The organism is Spongiibacter sp. UBA1325 (genome assembly GCF_002306875.1).
GTDB classification, from domain to species: Bacteria; Pseudomonadota; Gammaproteobacteria; order Pseudomonadales; family Spongiibacteraceae; genus Spongiibacter; species Spongiibacter marinus.
The window spans coordinates 802335-818369 of the sequence record NZ_DBTD01000010.1 but is presented as its reverse complement, the minus strand read 5'-3'; the positions used below and the strand labels follow the sequence as shown (position 1 = coordinate 818369).

At 56.0% G+C, this 16035-nt stretch carries 10 protein-coding genes; 7 read left to right on the top strand and 3 right to left on the bottom strand.

Going from position 1 to position 16035, the window contains the following annotated elements; genetic code table 11:
* Positions 1 to 2: 2 nt before the first annotated feature.
* Positions 3 to 3830 carry a pilus assembly protein gene (locus B3K78_RS15690; RefSeq protein WP_286696175.1) on the top strand — a complete coding sequence of 1276 codons (3828 nt, stop codon included), beginning with the start codon at positions 3 to 5 and terminating at the stop codon, positions 3828 to 3830.
* 43 nt (positions 3831 to 3873) lie between these two features.
* On the opposite strand, the gene B3K78_RS15685 is transcribed toward B3K78_RS15690, so the two are convergent.
* Together B3K78_RS15685 and B3K78_RS15680 are read right to left on the bottom strand one after the other, a co-directional pair.
* A complete protein-coding gene (locus tag B3K78_RS15685) occupies positions 3874 to 5226 on the bottom strand; it encodes a sigma-54-dependent transcriptional regulator (RefSeq protein ID WP_286696174.1) in 1353 nt (450 codons plus the stop codon).
* 15 nt (positions 5227 to 5241) lie between these two features.
* Positions 5242 to 6834 carry a sensor histidine kinase gene (locus tag B3K78_RS15680; protein WP_204996618.1) on the bottom strand — a complete coding sequence of 531 codons (1593 nt, stop codon included), beginning with the start codon at positions 6832 to 6834 and terminating at the stop codon, positions 5242 to 5244.
* A 126-nt stretch (positions 6835 to 6960) separates the two neighbouring features.
* On the opposite strand from B3K78_RS15680, the gene B3K78_RS15675 reads away from it, so the two are divergent.
* Positions 6961 to 8589, top strand: coding sequence for an NAD+ synthase (locus B3K78_RS15675; protein WP_286696173.1), 1629 nt, complete (start codon positions 6961 to 6963; stop codon positions 8587 to 8589).
* A 62-nt stretch (positions 8590 to 8651) separates the two neighbouring features.
* Here B3K78_RS15675 and bamD read toward each other — a convergent pair whose 3' ends face one another.
* Positions 8652 to 9521, bottom strand: a complete 870-nt coding sequence (bamD, locus tag B3K78_RS15670) for an outer membrane protein assembly factor BamD (RefSeq protein ID WP_027874214.1) — start codon at positions 9519 to 9521, stop codon at positions 8652 to 8654.
* A gap of 97 nt (positions 9522 to 9618) precedes the next feature.
* Here bamD and rluD point away from each other — a divergent pair, with 97 nt between their 5' ends.
* The 5 genes from rluD (at position 9619) to B3K78_RS15645 (ending at position 15990) form a co-directional block, all read left to right on the top strand.
* Positions 9619 to 10575: a 23S rRNA pseudouridine(1911/1915/1917) synthase RluD gene (rluD, locus tag B3K78_RS15665; protein WP_027874215.1), complete on the top strand. Its 957-nt coding sequence runs from the start codon at positions 9619 to 9621 to the stop codon at positions 10573 to 10575.
* Positions 10572 to 11345: a peptidoglycan editing factor PgeF gene (gene pgeF / locus B3K78_RS15660; RefSeq protein WP_286696172.1), complete on the top strand. Its 774-nt coding sequence runs from the start codon at positions 10572 to 10574 to the stop codon at positions 11343 to 11345. The genes rluD and pgeF overlap by 4 nt, the downstream gene beginning before the upstream one ends.
* A gap of 120 nt (positions 11346 to 11465) precedes the next feature.
* A complete protein-coding gene (clpB, locus tag B3K78_RS15655) occupies positions 11466 to 14054 on the top strand; it encodes an ATP-dependent chaperone ClpB (RefSeq protein ID WP_286696171.1) in 2589 nt (862 codons plus the stop codon).
* A gap of 155 nt (positions 14055 to 14209) precedes the next feature.
* Positions 14210 to 15751 (top strand): DUF4331 domain-containing protein, encoded by a 1542-nt coding sequence (locus tag B3K78_RS15650; RefSeq protein ID WP_286696170.1) that lies wholly within the window; start codon positions 14210 to 14212, stop codon positions 15749 to 15751.
* Positions 15752 to 15771: 20 nt separating this feature from the next.
* On the top strand, positions 15772 to 15990 hold the full coding sequence (locus B3K78_RS15645; protein WP_204996625.1) for a hypothetical protein: 219 nt from the start codon (positions 15772 to 15774) through the stop codon (positions 15988 to 15990).
* Positions 15991 to 16035 lie beyond the last annotated feature (45 nt).

Here is a 16035-nt window from a genome sequence, read left to right as displayed (position 1 = left end):
CCATGAAAACGCTAATTAGTTGGATCCGTCTGTCGCTTCTATTTATCGCGATGTCTGCGCCGACACAGGCCGAGGATATCGATTTATTCGCTGGGATCACCCCTGGCGGTGCCAACCCCCCAACGGTGTTGCTGGGTTGGCACAGTACGGCGAACTCCAATGCCAATGTCACCCACGGCTGCGTTTACGGAGATAGCGGCGCGGCCCCATCGCTTGGTGATACGGTGGGCGGTATGGAGCAGTGTGCGCTGGTGAACACCATGCTCTCTCTATTAGACGCCGAAAATGATTACTTGCTAGGTGCAATTAAGATTGGCCTGATGGTATTCAATGAAAATGGTTACAGCAGCTTCAATAATGGCACGGGTTTAGGTAATGGCGATAACCGGTGTGGTTATTTGCTTGTGCCACCAACACTGATGGACAGCTCTGGCATTAACAGCTTCATTAGCAAGCTTAAAAGTATTGATAAAAACAACTTGGCAAACCAGTCGCGGCTGGGTGATCTGATTGCCGAAAGTTGGGCCATGTTGAATGGTCTGGCAACCTCTTGTTCAGGCGTTGACTACTCCGGTCTTGCGGAAACGGCGACCCAATGCCGCGACGCCGTGCTCGTCTATATTGGCAATGCCACGAAGGAAAACTCCAGTGTTGCCGATGGCACGGGAAGCCCCGATACGCTATTGAAAAACCAGTTAACAAGTGAGTTTTCCTACAGCACCGGTTCTTCTCAGTACAAGTTTTTTGCCACACCGCGCGCAGTTACCCAGCTCACCAATTCAGACTCATCCAATAATAAATATTGGGGGGATGAATGGGCGCAGTTTATGAATCTGGTAGATACCAGTGACAGCGCACAATCTGATCGCAATGTCAGTACCTACTCTATAGCGGTTTACGATCCTAGCTTAGAAACAAAGCTGGCTGGCGAGATCAACTTCCTCGCAGATTTAGCCAATGTCGGTGGCGGCAAGGCCTTCAAGGTGACTGCCGATAATCATGCGGGGCTGGCGGAGGTGCTCCTGCAGATATTTAATGAAGTGCAGGATATTAACAGTGCATTTTCATCGGCGACGCTGCCTGTTAGTGCTAACACGCAAGGCACCTTTCTGAACCAAGTTTATATCGCCAGCTTTCGGCCAGACAGCGATGCGGCGCCTCGTTGGAACGGCAACGTTAAACAGTATCAGCTCGGCTTTGACGCCGGTGGAAATATCGTTTTAACAGATTCGACCCAGGATGTGGCGTCGGTGGTTACTTCTGTTACTAACCCCATCACCGGAGCAATTGTTGATGATGCAGTGAGCTTCTGGACGACAAACACGCCCAAGGATGCGTCAGGCGTCGCCGTGGCGGATTGGCCGCTGGATGGCTTCTGGCGTAATAGCCCGGAAGGAGAGGGCTTTGCCTTTGACCACCCTGACGGCGATTTAGTTGAGAAAGGCGGTGCGGGCCAGTTATTGCGCGTGAACAACCTGACCACATCGTCAGGCCGCAAAGTGTATACCTGTAACAGTGTCGGAAATTGTCCGAGTGCGTCGGCTCTACCCGAGTTTAAAACGACGAATACTGCTTTGGTGTCCCAGCTAGATGCGGAGCTGGGCGCTGCCGAAGAGGGTGGTAATGCATCGATAAGCGTTGGCCGCTATGACGATGGCGAAATGATATCAACAAGCTGTTCAGGTAAAGGGAATAATATTACCTGCACCATCGCTCACGATGGCAGTGGCGGTACCCAGCTTGACGCCGCAACCGACAGAGTGGTGATACTAAACGCGTGGAACGAATCGCTGCAGGCCAACAAGCAGAGCTGTACCTTCGCCGCACCCTGCAGCATCAGCAATGTCACGGCCACTAGCTTTGACGTTGCCTCTCGCAATATCCCCGATGGTCAAACGTACAATGGTGCAGTGATTGTTGAAGTGAGCCGAGCTGCCCGTGTGGCGCAAACCTCCCATGGCTTGTCATTGGGAGACCAGGTTGAATTAGAGGGCTGTACTGTCGGCTCTACCGCCAATACACACAATAGCGCCTTGCTCAACGGTACGGTGCTTGGCAGTGTGATTGCAGTTACTGATGCTGATAACTACCTGCTCAGACTTGGCGATTATGTGCTTGCCGAAAACAACAATGTAAGTTGTGGCAGCAGTGCAGTGTCGCTAACCGCCGAGACCCTCATCGATTGGGTACGGGGGGAAGATATTATCGGCAATGAAAGCCGTCGAGGCCCATGCCCACCCGAGCTGCGCGGGAGCGATTGTCCGATCACCGCGCGGGGGTCGATTCATGCAGATGTCCTGCACTCGCGCCCCGCGGTTATCAACTACGGCGGCACTACCGGGGTTGTTGTGTTCTACGGCTCCAACGATGGTCACTTCCACGCCATCAATGGTAATCAGGCAGGTAATATCGCCGGCGTACAACCCGGTGGTGAGTTATGGAGCTTTATAGCGCCGGAGTTCTTTGGCAAGTTTAAGCGGCAATTCAATAACGACCCGCTGGTGAAGTACCCAAATGTGCTCGACAGCCGGGCTCAGCCGCGCGACTACTTTTTCGACGGAAACACCACGATTCTGCAGGACAAGCGCACCGGTAAGCCCACGTCTGGAAAGTCCTTGATCTTTATGTCGGCGCGCCGTGGCGGACGTTTACTTTATGCACTCGATGTCAGCAATGTCGCGGAACCGCGTTATCTGTGGTCGCTGACGAATGATCAGGTTCCGGAGTTGGGGCAGACATGGTCGCAGGCCCAGCTGACCTTAATCAAAGGTCACAGCAACCCCGTATTGATCTTGGGGGCGGGCTACGACCCCGCCGAGGACCAAGAGCCAGCACCTGCAACGAATAGCCAGGGGCGGGGTATTCTCATACTGGATGCGATGACCGGAGGAGTGCTGTGGGCAGCGCTGGCTGACTGTACCGGTGTCACCGTGGCAACAGGCGGACACTGCGAGACCGTTTCCGCGATGACGAAATCGTTTCCCGCTGATGTAACGGTTCTGGATAAGGACTTAGATGGCTTCACCGACCGCCTCTATGCGGCAGATGTGGGCGGGAATATATGGCGTGTTGACCTTGAGGCAGCCAGCCCCGCGACAACCGCCTTTAGCGACATTGAAGTCAATAAGTTCGCAAGCCTGGGGGGCAGTGGCAACAGTGCTCGCAAATTCCTCTTCGCCCCGGATGTCGTGCCCACGAATAATTTCGACGCTGTGGTGGCGGTCTCCGGCGACCGTGAGCACCCGCTTTATACCAGTAGTACCACCGCCGGGCTTGCCTACAATGTCGAGAATAAGTTTTTCATGATTATGGACAAAAATACCGGTAAGTCGATGCCCTCGACTCACTCGGCAGTGACCGTAAGTGACCTCGTTGACCAAAGCACTTTGCAGTGTACCGACGGCAGCGGTGGCATTGTGTCCTGTGGTAGCGAAGGAGCGACCGAACTGTATTTTAGTGGTTTGGATAGCGGTGTCGCAGGGTATTACTTTGACCTGTTGGTGGGTGAAAAAGGCGTTAACGCACCATTGGCGGTTGCCGGGAAAGTCTATTTTGGTACCAACCAGCCGGATGTGCCCGATGCTGAAAGTTGCAGTGCAAATTTGGGTAACGCCGGCGCCTATGTCGTGAACCTTGTGACGGGTGAGCGGCAGAGAAATGAATTCTCTGGTGGTGGACTTCCACCGTCGCCCATTGCCGGGCTTGTGACGATTGACGGAAAAACCGTGCCCTTTGTGATTGGTGGGGCGGGGCCATCACCCTTTGATCCCAGCACCCCCGCGCTCGACCTGTCCGGCGGGCGAAAACGCACCTACTGGTATTACGAATAAAGAAAAAGGCAGCCTCGGCTGCCTTTTTCATTCTATGAGTTCATTAGTCGAGGTTGTACTTCTTTAGTTTGTAGCGAAATTGCCGGAAGGTGAGCCCCAGCAACTTCGCTGACTCCGTCTTATTGCCCTGTTGGGCTTTTAGCGCGGCATTGATAATGTTTTGTTCAATGCTCGCCAGATACCCCTCCACGTCTCCGATAGCTGCCGATAGGTGGTCGGCGTGTTTATCCGGGTTCACGCTGCTATTTGATGCCGGTAGCGATAGATCCTTGGCAGTGATGATCTCGTCGTCGCACAGTGTTGCGGCGCGTTCAATAATGTTTTCCAATTCGCGGACATTGCCGGGAAAGGGGTAACTGCTCAGCGCATTAAGAGCATCTTCACTGAGGCGGGGGGCCGGTATACCCCACTCGCTAGCGATTTTCTCTAGCATAAAATTGGCCAATAACGGGATGTCGCTGACCCGTTGCCGCAGGCTGGGCACCGCGACCTCGATAACGTTAATCCGGTAGAACAGGTCACTGCGGAAGTGTTCTGAGGCGACTTCGCGGGATAGGTCTCTATGCGTGGCACTGAGTATGCGAACGTCGACGGCTATTTCCTCATTTGAACCGATACGTCGCACCGCCTTTTCCTGAATGGCGCGAAGCAGTTTAACCTGCATATTCAGCGGCAGGTCGGCGACTTCGTCCAGGAAGAGAGTGCCGCCATTGGCGGCTTCAAATAAGCCTTCCTTATCACCGTAGGCGCCAGTAAAACTGCCCTTAACATGGCCAAAGAACTCACTTTCGACAAGCTCGTCGGGGATGGCACCACAGTTCACTGGGACAAAGGGAGCATTGCGGCGCGGCCCATTGGCGTGGATCATGCGCGCCACCACTTCCTTGCCACTGCCCGACTCGCCACTGATGTAAACGGGAGCCTGGCTGCGGGCAAGTTTGGTGATTTGCTGGCGCAGTCGGCTGATAACGTCGGTTTCGCCGAGTAAGCGGGTGTTGCGGCTGCTGTCGATGGCGGTGGCGCTGCTACTCTCCAGTTGCAGGGCGGTTTTGATCAGGTTGCGCAACTGCTCAATAGACACCGGCTTGTTGATGAAGTCGAATGCCCCCGCCTTTAGCGCCTCAACCGCTAGCTCTGTGCTGCCGTAGGCAGTTAACACCGCAACGGCGGTTTCGCTGCAGTGCTGCTGGATGTGGTGAACGACGTCCAAGCCCGAGCCATCTGGCAATTTGATATCGGTAAGACAAAGTTGAATAGTGTTTTGCTGCAGGAGCGCGATAGCGTCACTGACACAGCCGACCGACTCGGTATGAAGGCCCATGCGACTGATGGTAATTTCCAGAAGTTCGCGAATATCCGGTTCGTCGTCAATGATGAGTACGGTTTTCTGTGTCATATCGGCTTGTCAGTCTTAATCGGGGAACGCGCTGCGCTGCGGGTGGGCGAATTGTAATCGAAAACAGCTGTCGCCGCTGGGTTCCCGTCGGTAGCTAATAGCGATTTGGTTCGCCAGGCAGAGCTCGCGGCAAAGGTACAAGCCGAGCCCATTGCCCTGAGACTCCGTGGTGAAAAAGGGCTCAAAGATTTTGTCTTGATTGTCCTGTGAAATGCCGGGGCCATTATCGATGATATCCAGTGTTACACCGCCGCTAATACCGTTGCTCAAACGGTAGCGGATAACGGCGTTGTCGGCCTCTGCCAGGCTATGGCGAATACCGTTTTCCGTAATATTGCTCAGTATCTGGTTTAGCTGGCTTTGGTCGACATTCACCGTGTCGTTACTGCATTGTGAGTCGTCCGTTAGCAGCTGAATTTGCCCCTGATGAATGCTGTGCCAGTCGCGGCAAAAGCGCTGCAACCAGGGCATTAGTGCGAAGGCTTCAGGTTTGGGCAGTCGGCCGCGAGACAGCTCGAGAACATTTTTCACAATATCGTCCATGCGTTTTGCATGGTTTTGGATAATGCCGACAAAGCGCGCATCGCCGTCGTCGAGGTGAGGGCCTTCGGCGAGCAGTTGCGCCGCATGGCTGATTGCCGAAAGAGGGTTGCGTATTTCATGCGCGATGCTGGCGGTGAAGCGCCCAAGCGAGGCGAGCTTCAAGTTTTGCGCGCGCTGATTGATCTTGCTGATATTTTCAATATACAGCAGGAAGTCTTCGTCGTTGTCTTGGTCCAGCTGGGCGATGTTGACGTGTAATTCCACGCCCGAGGGCTGTAACTGAATGATTTTCGACAAGCTGCTACCCGGTGCAGTGAGGGCGGTGATTTGCGGGGGAGCATAGAGTGAATCGGGGCGACGTTGGTAGGGGACTTGCAAGAGCTCTGCGGCAGCGGCATTGCAGAGCTTGATGCGGCCACTGCGTGACATGACCACAATGCCAGTCTGCATTCGCTGCACAATGCTTTGGTTGATTTGCGAGAGCCGCTCTAAGTCACTGCGGCGGCGCTCTGCCAACTGCTGAGCGGAAATAATTCGTTGGCTGAGGTAGCGAATGGCAATGGCTGTCGAAAAATAGGCCATCCCCATCATGCCAGCGACGACAAATTGCTGGGTCTCTACGCGCTCGTACAGGGTGTTGGCTGCGACCTCGGCGATGGCGCTGATGGTCGCCAGTGAGGCCAAAGACAGGCACAAGCGGGCGGGTAAGGTCATGCTGGCTGCACTGATGCTAACCATCAGCAGGGAGGCGAGGCCAGAGTCGGCGCTTGCCGAGCAGTAGCTCATCAGCATGATGCAGCCAATGTCGATGAAAAACTCGAAGAACAGCCCCGTGTCGTGATAGTGACGACTGGTCAGCAAGTGCTGGAACAAGGCAAGCAGTGAAAAAGCTAGGTAAGCAAAGGAAATCAGCGAATAGATGCCGGGGGCGGTGCTTCCCAGCACCGATTGACTGAAGCCGTAAATGAAGATGAAAAACAGCGCGCTGGCTAGCAGCAGGCGGTACACCGCATATACCCGCATGACGGCGCGGCGTTGGCTGTGGTCGATGCTGGCGCTATGCATGATGATCTCGTTCAGATAATGCCAATAAGTGTATCTGGCAATTCCTGCGGATGCACATCGCGAGTTTTGATAGAATGCCTGCGCACCGCGGTAAGCCAACGCCTATTAACGGGGATACACAGATTCATGACCACGCTTCGTATTGTTACTGCTCAGATCAACCCGGTAGTAGGGGACATCGAAGGCAACACCGACAAAATTCTCAACGCCGTTGAACAGGCAATGCAGGCGCACAACCCCCAGCTCATATTGTTCCCAGAGCTTGTTGTAACGGGGTATCCGCCCGAAGATTTGCTGCTGCGCAGCAGCATCAGCCATCGGGTAGAGCGCGCGTTGGCGCGCATTGCCAACGCCGCGAAAGAGACCTATATCGTCGTCGGCTATCCGCGCAGCCGAGAGCAGGGTTTGTACAACACGGCCGGGGTGTTCTACCGCGGCCGTTTGCTCCACGAATACCACAAGCAATGTTTGCCGAACTACCGCGTATTTGATGAAAAGCGCTACTTCAAAGAAGGCCGTGAAAGCGTCGTCTTTGACCTGTTTGGTGTGCCCACGGCGCTGAGTATTTGCGAAGACATTTGGCAGGATGGCCCCACCGCGGCTGCCAGAGCCGCCGGGGCACAGCTGATGTTGAATATGAGCGCCTCGCCCTTCCATGCGGGTAAGCAGATAGAGCGCGAAGCCCTGCTGGCGCAACGGGCCTGGCAAGGCGGCATGCCCATCGTCTACTGCAATTTGGTGGGAGGGCAGGACGAACTGGTGTTTGATGGCGCGTCAATGGTGGTTTCCAAAGAGGGCGAATTACTGGCGCGAAGCCCCGCCTATGTCGAGCATCTGGCCTGTGTTACGGCACATTGGCAGGACGGCACGCTGAGCATTGATGAAGGGGCGGTGACCGACCTTAAGCCGGTGCTGGACGATGTCTACGAAACGCTGGTGCTGGGGGTGCGCGACTACGTTGAGAAAAATGGCTTTAAGGGCGTGGTGTTGGGTTTGTCAGGCGGTATTGATTCCGGTTTGACGCTGGCGATTGCCGTAGACGCGCTGGGCCCTGAGCGCGTGGAGGCGGTGATGATGCCCTTTCGCTACACGGCGTCCATGAGCGTTGAAGATGCCGAGGAACAGGCGAATATGTTGGGTGTGCGCTACTCCTGTCTGTCGATCGAGCCGATGTACGACGCCTTCATGGCGACGTTGGCAGACGAGTTTGCCGGCACCCAGGTCGATACCACGGAGCAGAACCTACAGGCCCGCTGTCGTGGTGTTCTGTTGATGGCAATCTCCAACAAAAAGGGCTACTTGGTCCTCACCACGGGCAACAAAAGCGAAGTGGCGGTCGGCTACTCGACGCTATACGGCGATATGGCCGGTGGCTTTGACGTACTGAAAGATGTCGCCAAAACCCGGGTGTTTGAACTGGCTCGCTATCGCAATACTCGCTCTCCAGCGATCCCGCAGCGCGTTATCGACAGGCCGCCCTCGGCCGAGTTGGCGCCAGATCAGAAAGATGAAGACAACCTGCCGCCCTACGATACGCTGGATGAAATCCTGGAGCGCTATATCGAGCGCGATGAAAGCGCTGAAGCGATTATCGCCGATGGCTTTGACCGCGACACCGTGTACAGGGTACTGCGCCTTGTCGATTTAAACGAGTACAAGCGCCGGCAAGCACCGATCGGTACGCGCATCACCGAGAGAGGCTTCGGGCGTGACCGTCGCTATCCCATCACTCAGAAATGGCCGATTGGCGATTGATAGACCGGAAATAAAAAAGGGCGCCTATGGCGCCCTTTTTTGTACCTAGCTGTCGCGACGACCTATTCTTCACTTTTGCTGCGGTTGTCAAAACGCGGCGGCTCATAGCGGTCAAACAGGCCGAAGGTGGCTTTATTGATAAATGAGCCTTCCTGTTCGATACCGACTTCGCTGATGAAGTTACCGTTTTTGTCGAGGTTGGGGTGGTCAGGATAGTTCTTGCGCAACACGGCAAGTGACTGCTCCGCCAGATCATCCATGCCTAACAGCAGATAGGCTTGCACCATTACCGCTAGTGCATCGGGCACTGCCGGCGTTTGCGGCAAATTTTCGATAACATAGCGCCCGCGGTTGGCCGCGGCCAAGTAGGCTTTGCGCTTGAAGTAGTAATTCGCCACATTGATCTCGTAGCGCGCGAGACGGTTGCGCAGGTAGATCATCCGGGCGCGCGCATCGTCGGCATACACGCTGTTTGGAAAGCGCTGCAACAGCTGACGAAAATCTTCGAAGGATTGGATCGCCGAACCCGGGTCGCGCTGAGTCATGTCAGTGGGGATGAAGCGCTCCAGCAGGCCCTCGCCCTCGGTGTAGTTCGAGAGGCCGCGCATGTAGTAGGCGTAATCGACTTTCTCGTGCTGTGGGTGCAGGCGAATAAAGCGATCGGCAGCAGCGATCGCTGCCTCGTTGTCACCGCCGCGATAGTAGGCGTAGATAATCTCCAGCTGCGCTTGTTCGGCATAGGGGCCGAAGGGGTAGCGGCTTTCCAAAAGCTGCAGGTTCTGAATAGCCAGTGAAAAGTTCTTGCTGTTCAGGTAGCCTTGCGCGGTTTCGTATATCTCCCGCTCCGACAGTTCCTGTCGTTCAGGTTCGCTGGCGCAACCCGCGAGGGTGGCGATGAGAAGGAGTGCTAGGAGCTTGTTAAACGCTTTCATTTACCCGTTCCAAATGGCGGAAGAACCCCGCATTTGCGAGGGCCTGCTATTTAACCACAGCGTGTCAGTGGTATAAAGAAGGCCTCGGAGAATCACTATGACAGAAACCATCAATCGCCAGGAAATCGTTCCCGCCGACCTCAACTATGCGCGTTTCGACCAGGCCGCCAGCGCCTTGTTCCCCGAATATTCGCGATCGCGCCTGCAAAGCTGGATAAAAGGCGGCCAATTAACGGCCAATCACAGCAGCTGCCGTCCTCGGGACAAGGTTCACGAAGGCGACGTGCTGACCCTGCAAGCGGAGCTGCAACCCGAGGGGCGTTTTGAGGCCGAGGCGATAGCGTTGGATATCGTCTATGAAGACGACGATATTATCGTGATCAATAAGCCCGCTGGCCTGGTTGTTCACCCGGGTGCCGGTAATCCCAGCGGCACCCTGCTGAATGCTCTGCTCAGTCACTGTCCCAGTATTGATAGCGTGCCGCGCGCGGGTATTGTTCACCGTCTCGACCGCGATACCACCGGGCTCATGGTGGTTGCCAAAACGCTGCAAGCCCACGCCGACTTGGTGGCGCAGCTGCAAGCGCGCGATGTTCACCGCGAATACGACGCCGTTGTGATGGGCAGCATGACCGGTGGGGGTAAGGTTGAGGAGCCAATGGGGCGTCACCCCCAGCAGCGCACAAAAATGGCGGTGGTGCAGTTTGGCGGCAAGGAGGCGATTACGCATTATCGCCTGCAAAAACGTTATCGCGACCACTGCCATGTGCGGTGTTTTCTTGAAACCGGCCGCACCCACCAGATTCGTGTGCATATGGCCCATATTCGCCACCCTTTGGTGGGTGACGCCACTTATGCCGGTCGGCCGCGCCTGCCCAAAGGTGCGAGCGATGAACTGGTGAATATGCTGCGCAGCTTTCCCCGGCAGGCGCTGCATGCCCGTAAACTTGAGCTCGAGCACCCCATAAGTGGCGATACCATGAGCTGGGAAGTGCCTTTGCCCGACGACATGCAAGCACTACTAGCCGTATTGGATGCTGAGGAAAAGTTGTGATTCGCGCCGCCTGGCCAGCGCCCGACAATGTGGTCGCGCTGAACACAACGCGGCATGCGCCAGCGGGCACTGTCGGCGCCAGTGAAGGGGCGTATGCGGATTTTAATCTTGCCCAGCATGTTCACGACAAGCCGCTGGCGGTCGCCGCAAACCGCGCGGCGCTTTTCCACCAATTGCAGCCGCAGGGCTTGCGTCGTATTCAATGGCTGAACCAAACCCACGGCACTGCCGTGTATCGATCTCAGGCCGATGTGCAGGCGCTGCCCGATGCCGATGCCGCCATCACAACGGACATTGGCCAGGCGCTGGCCGTATTAACCGCCGACTGCCTGCCGGTGTTGCTCTGCGACCGGTCAGGGCGTCAGGTGGCCGCTGTTCACGCAGGTTGGCGCGGTCTGTGTAGCGGTGTGGTCGCCAATGCCGTTGCCGCCTTTGATCGCCCCGCTCAGCAATTAATGGCGTGGTTGGGGCCCGCGATTTCCCCTAAACACTTTGAAGTTGGCGAAGAGGTGCTACAAGCGTTTGAGTGCGAATTTTCCGGCCCGGATACCGCGGCCATTCGCGCCGCCTTTGTGCCGGTAGACGGTTATTCTGGAAAATATCTCGCCGATTTGTATCAATTAGCGCGGCTGCAGTTGAAATCGCTCGGTGTCGACGCCATCTATGGAGGAGAGTACTGCACGGTGGCCGACGAGGACCTGTTCTACTCCTATCGGCGACAGCCCCAGTGTGGGCGCCAGGCCAGCATTATTCTGTTGCGCGACAACTAAAAATCTCTCCAGTCAGGCTTGAAAGCCAGCGAAGCATCCCCATCTAATAAGTAGAAAGACCTTATTAATAGTGCGGTTATCGCTCTGCGTGAGCTGGGCCGCATGGATGGAGAGCCGCGAATGCGTATAGATCGATTTACCAACTCACTGCAAACCGCGCTGCAAGATGCCCAATCCTTGGCGCTGGGACGCGACCACCAATATATTGAAGCCGAGCACCTGTTGGCGGCGATGTTAAAACAGTCCGGCGGCGCGGTTAAACCCATGCTCAGCCAGGCGGGGGCGAATGCCGCTGCGCTGGACGCTGCGGTCAATGACGCCCTGGACAAGCTACCCCGAGTCGAGGGCAACCCTGGCGATGTTCATGTGTCGCAGGGCCTGGCGCGGGTATTTAATATCAGCGACAAACTTTCCCAACAACGCGGCGATGCCTACATTTCCAGCGAGCTTGTGGTGTTGGCGATGCTGGAGTCGGCGACGTCGATTAGCAAAGTGATGAAAGCGGCTGGCATAGAGAAAAGCCGCCTTGAATCCGTGATAGAACAATTGCGAGGAGGGCAGTCGGTGAACGACGCATCGGCCGAGGAAAATCGTCAGGCCTTGGATAAATACACCATTGATCTGACCGAGCGCGCTGAGTCGGGCAAGCTGGATCCGGTGATCGGCCGTGACGATGAAATTCGCCGCACAATTCAAGTGTTGCAGCGCCGTACCAAGAACAATCCGGTGCTGATCGGCGAGCCGGGCGTGGGTAAAACTGCCATCGTTGAGGGCTTGGCGCAGCGCATTATTAACGGTGAGGTGCCCGAGGGCTTAAAAGACAAGCGCGTGCTGTCTCTGGATTTGGGGGCACTGCTTGCCGGCGCCAAATTTCGCGGTGACTTTGAAGAGCGCCTGAAGTCGGTGCTTAACGAACTCGCCAAGGAAGAGGGGCGGGTCATCCTGTTTATTGATGAACTGCACACCATGGTCGGTGCCGGTAAAGCTGACGGCGCGATGGACGCAGGCAATATGCTCAAACCTGCGCTGGCGCGCGGTGAGCTGCACTGTGTGGGCGCCACAACCTTGGACGAATACCGTCAGTACATCGAAAAAGATGCGGCGCTTGAACGTCGTTTCCAAAAAGTCTTGGTGGACGAACCCTCTGAAGAGGACACCATCGCGATACTGCGTGGCCTGAAAGAGCGCTACGAGGTGCACCACGGCGTCGACATTACTGACTCCGCCATTATTGCGGCGACCAAGCTGTCGCAGCGATACATCACCGACCGCCAGTTGCCGGATAAAGCCATCGACCTGATCGACGAGGCGGCCAGCCGTATTCGCATGGAGATCGACTCCAAGCCCGAGGTGATGGACAAGCTGGAGCGCCGCTTGATTCAACTGAAAATTCAGCGTGAAGCGGTGAAGAAAGACGACGATGAGGCGGCTAAGAAGCAACTCGCCTTGCTCAATGCCGATATCGATAAAGTGGAGAAGGAATTCGCCGATCTCGACGAAGTTTGGAAGGCTGAGAAGGCGACCCTGCACGGCAGCGCGCAGATTAAGAGTGAGCTCGAGCAAGCTAAGCTGGACCTGGAGGCCGCGCGTCGCAGTGGCGACCTAACCAAGATGTCGGAGCTGCAGTACGGCGTGATCCCCGATATGGAAAAGCGTCTTGCATCGGCAGATGCCGCAGAGCACGGCGAAATGCAGCTGCTGCGTAACAAGGTCTCGGACGAGGAAGTCGCCGAGGTGGTATCGCGCTGGACGGGTATTCCCATCAGTAAGATGCTGGAGGGCGAAAAAGACAAGCTGCTGCGCATGGAGGAGGCGCTGCACAAACGCGTTGTCGGCCAGAGCGAAGCGGTGGACGCCGTTTCCAATGCGGTGCGCCGCAGTCGCGCGGGCCTGAGTGACCCGAATCGCCCCAATGGCTCGTTCCTGTTCCTGGGGCCAACCGGTGTGGGTAAAACCGAGCTGTGCAAGGCGCTGGCAACCTTCCTGTATGACAGCGAAGAGGCGATGGTCCGTATCGATATGTCGGAGTTTATGGAGAAGCACTCAGTCGCTCGCTTAATTGGTGCGCCTCCGGGCTACGTCGGCTATGAAGAGGGCGGTTACCTTACTGAGGCGGTGCGTCGTCGCCCTTATTCACTGTTGTTGCTGGATGAGGTTGAAAAGGCCCACCCCGATGTGTTCAACATCCTGCTGCAGGTGCTCGACGATGGCCGCCTGACCGATGGTCAGGGCCGCACGGTGGATTTCCGCAACACGGTGATCGTGATGACCTCGAACTTGGGTTCCGATGTGATTCAGGAAATGACGCGCGGCGGTAGCGACTACCCGGCGATTCGTTCCGCGGTGCTCGACGTGGTATCCGGCCACTTCCGTCCAGAGTTTGTTAACCGCGTCGATGAGCTTGTGGTATTCGAGCCGCTGGGCAGAGAGCAAGTGCGTGAAATCGCGCATATCCAGCTGGGTATACTCAATAAACGGTTGGCAGAGCGGGAACTGTCACTGGTGCTCAGCGATGCGGTGATGGATCGCCTGGCGGATGTGGGCTTTGACCCCGTATTTGGTGCCCGCCCGCTCAAGCGTGCGATACAGCAACAGCTGGAAAACCCCTTGGCGCAGCGTCTGCTGCAGGGGGAGTTTACCCCGGGCCAGCAAATTCGCGCAGAACTTGATGGAGATCAATTGGCATTTAAGGCGGCTACGCTACAGTAGACCTGCGACAAAACATACCCACCCTTATCAGTTGCCCGGCTCCCACCGGGCTTTTTTTTGCCCTATCCATTCATCTGGTGATCGAAACGCTGGTTCATAGCGTACGCCGTAACGGCAAACAATTATAAAACCGTGTACGAAATCGAGGTGATATTATGGGTTCCCCTGTCAAGAGTGGCCTGGCACTAGCTGTGCTCGGGACGATATTTAGTTCCCAAGTGCTAGCGTCAAGCCACCGAGAAGCGCCGTTCATAGCGTCTTCTCCCAAGGTCGACGGTACCGATTTCTATATGTTCCGCAGTTACGAGGCTGGGCGTGACGGATTCGTGACGTTGATCGCCAATTATCAGCCACTCCAAGACGCCTACGGTGGCCCAAATTACTTCACTATGGACCCGCAAGCGCTCTATGAAATTCACATAGACAATGATGGCGACGCTGTTGAGGACCTGACGTTTCAGTTTCAGTTCAGTAACGACTACGGTCAAGCGTCAGCGGCGGGACTGATTGATGCGGGTACGGTTAAAACCGGTGAGGACGATCAGGGCAATGACATTTTGGTACAGGTGCCGTTAGCCGCCGTGGGCGGTGGCAGTGGCACGAGTACGGGCTTGCTGAATGTCGTAGAGACTTTCTCTGTGGGGCTGGTTGCCGGACCACGCCGCAGCGGTAACGCGACGCCGGTTTCGAATCTGGCTGATGGTTCTACAAGCTTCGCAAAGCCGGTGGACAATATCGGCAACAAGACCATTCCTGACTACGAGGGCTACGCCTCGCAGTTCGTATACGATATTAATATTCCCGGGTGCATGTCTCCTGGCAAGATGTTTGTCGGCCAGCGCCAAGAAGGATTTGTTGTAAACCTGGGTCAAGTCTTCGATCAAGTGAATCTCAACCCTCTTGGTGCTCGAGACAGCGCTTCAAATACAATCGCTGATAAAAACGTAACGTCGCTGGCGCTTGAGCTGCCGATCAGTTGTGTGACCGCTGGCAGCGAAACCGTTATTGGTGCCTGGACAACGGCAAGCAAGCCACAGGCACGATTGCTGAACTCCAAGCCCGTTGGGCCGACTGCCTCGGCTGACGGGCAGGGGCCCAGTGTGGAGGGTGGTGCCTGGACTCAGGTGTCTCGTCTGGGTAGCCCGCTAGTTAATGAAGTCGTCATCGGGATCACCGACAAAGATAAGTTTAACGCCAGCCATCCAAAAGATGATGTCGAAAACTTCGGCGCCTATGTGTTGTATCCCACATTACCAGTCTTGGTGGATGTTCTGTTCCCCGGTGCAACGGTCGTACCCGACACTCCGCGAAGCGATTTGCTCGCGGCATTCGTGACCGGTGTTAACGGCCTGAACCAAGCCGCTGCCGCACAGCCGGGCGAAATGCTTCGCTTGAATACCGCGATTGCGCCAACGGCGTTAGTGAGTCAGGGGGAGTTGGGCTTTTTAGATTGTGACTTAGCGGGCTTCCCAAATGGGCGTCGCCCAGTCGATGATGTCGTCGACATTGCGTTAAGTGTTGCTGAAGGCGCGATTACCGCGGCCAACCCTAATGGCTTGCAGACATGCGATTTGTCAGGAGCAGCACCGGCGGTGGTGAATGCTGGCGCCGTCGTCAATGACGGGGCGAAGCCCGACCGCTTTGATTACCTCGGTGGCTTCCCCTACCTCGCTACGCCCATTGCGGGCTCACCCTGAATAATACGAGGACTTTACCTATGAAAAAGCGACTCGTAATAGCAATTGTGGCGGCAGCGGTGTCGGCGTGCTCACTTGACGACGACGGCGATGGACCTGCGCAAGCCAAGCGCGATGGCGTCTTTGCTGTCACTTTTGCACAGGCCTTTTCTCAGGAGCCGAATGACGCACCTGTGGAGGTCAACGATATTAAGCCTGAAACACTGGATAAACAGTCTTTCGACGGCTTTATTCGCTAGCCAGTCTACTGGCAGGCAGGGGCAGCTGGGCTGCCCCTTTTACTA

Excerpts from the sequence above, each read along its gene's own strand:
- B3K78_RS15685 (WP_286696174.1), bottom strand. The coding sequence starts at position 5,226 with ATGACACAGAAAACCGTACTCATCATTGACGACGAACCGGATATTCGC.
- clpB (WP_286696171.1), top strand. The coding sequence starts at position 11,466 with ATGCGTATAGATCGATTTACCAACTCACTGCAAACCGCGCTGCAAGAT.
- B3K78_RS15690 (WP_286696175.1), top strand. The coding sequence starts at position 3 with ATGAAAACGCTAATTAGTTGGATCCGTCTGTCGCTTCTATTTATCGCG.
- B3K78_RS15650 (WP_286696170.1), top strand. The coding sequence starts at position 14,210 with ATGGGTTCCCCTGTCAAGAGTGGCCTGGCACTAGCTGTGCTCGGGACG.
- B3K78_RS15680 (WP_204996618.1), bottom strand. The coding sequence starts at position 6,834 with ATGCATAGCGCCAGCATCGACCACAGCCAACGCCGCGCCGTCATGCGG.
- bamD (WP_027874214.1), bottom strand. The coding sequence starts at position 9,521 with ATGAAAGCGTTTAACAAGCTCCTAGCACTCCTTCTCATCGCCACCCTC.
- B3K78_RS15645 (WP_204996625.1), top strand. The coding sequence starts at position 15,772 with ATGAAAAAGCGACTCGTAATAGCAATTGTGGCGGCAGCGGTGTCGGCG.
- B3K78_RS15675 (WP_286696173.1), top strand. The coding sequence starts at position 6,961 with ATGACCACGCTTCGTATTGTTACTGCTCAGATCAACCCGGTAGTAGGG.
- rluD (WP_027874215.1), top strand. The coding sequence starts at position 9,619 with ATGACAGAAACCATCAATCGCCAGGAAATCGTTCCCGCCGACCTCAAC.